The organism is Streptomyces niveiscabiei, from assembly GCF_001419795.1.
Lineage (GTDB): Bacteria > Actinomycetota > Actinomycetes > Streptomycetales > Streptomycetaceae > Streptomyces > Streptomyces niveiscabiei.
Genome location: NZ_LIRL01000874.1, coordinates 1 through 1150 on the forward strand (window position 1 = coordinate 1; position 1150 = coordinate 1150).

At 76.6% G+C, this 1150-nt stretch carries 1 protein-coding gene; it reads left to right on the forward strand.

Features of this window, described 5'->3' with window-relative positions; translation table 11 throughout:
- On the forward strand, nucleotides 1-1150 hold a 1150-nt coding region (locus tag AOK24_RS35930; RefSeq protein ID WP_159052103.1), incomplete at both ends, for an ATP-binding cassette domain-containing protein.

Below are 1150 nucleotides of genomic sequence, written 5' to 3' on the forward strand. Positions count from 1 at the left end.
GTGTGGGGGGCTCGTGGTGGTGGGGGTGGTGCTGGACGGGTTCGTGAGCGTGCTGGCGGGGACCGTCGACGCCCGGACGGCCGCGTTTCTGCGGCGGGGAGTCGTGCGGCAGGTTCTCGCGCTGGGGCCCCGGGGGCGGTTCGAGGCGGGGGATCTGGTGGCCCGGGTCGTGGGGAGCGGGGCTCAGGCGGGGGCCTCGCCCGCCGCCCGGGCCGCGCTGGCCGCGTCCGTGGCCGGGCCCGTCGGGGGGATCGTGGCGTTGGGGGTGCTCGATCCCTGGCTCGCGGTCGTGTTTCTCGCCGGGGCGCCGGTGCTGGCGCTGCTGCTGCGGGTGCTCGCCCGCGACACCTCCGAGTGCGTCGTGCGGTACCAGAACGTCCAGGGGCGGATCGCCGCCGCGCTCTCCGAAGCGGTCGACGGGGCCCGGACGATCCAGGCGGCCGGCACCGCCGAGCGTGACGCCGAGCGCGTCCTGAGGCCCCTGCCCGAACTCTCCGCCGCCGGGCGGCGGATGTGGCACGTCCAGGGGCGGGCCGCCGCGCAGGCCGTCGCGGTCGCGCCGCTGCTGCAACTCGGCGTGGTCGCCGTCGCAGGGCTCCTTCTCGCCCGGCACCGGCTGTCGCCCGGGGACGTTCTCGCCGCGTCCCGGTACGCCGTCCTCGCGACCGGAGTCGGCGTGCTCACGGGGCAGTTGGCGGGGCTCGTCCGCGCGCGGGCCGGGGCGCGGCGGCTCGCGGAGGTGCAGGTGCGGGAGGCGCCGACCTTCGGGGAACGCCGGTTGCCCTCCGGGCCCGGGCGGCTGGAGCTGCGGGGGGTACGTGCCGTGCGCGGTGACCGGGTCGTCCTCGACGGGGTCGATCTGACCGTGCCGGGTGGGACGACCCTCGCGGTCGTCGGTCGCAGCGGTTCCGGTAAATCGCTGCTGGCGGCTGTCGCGGCACGTCTCACCGACCCCTCCCAGGGGGAGGTCCTCCTCGACGGAGTCCCCCTCCACACCCTCGCCCACGACGCGTTGCGCACGTCTGTGGCCTGCGCCTTCGAACGCCCCGCGCTGCTCGGGGCCACCATCGGGGACACCATCGCCCTCGGCCTACAGACACCCACCGACATCGAGGCCGCGGCCCGCAAGGCCCAGGCCCACGACTTCATC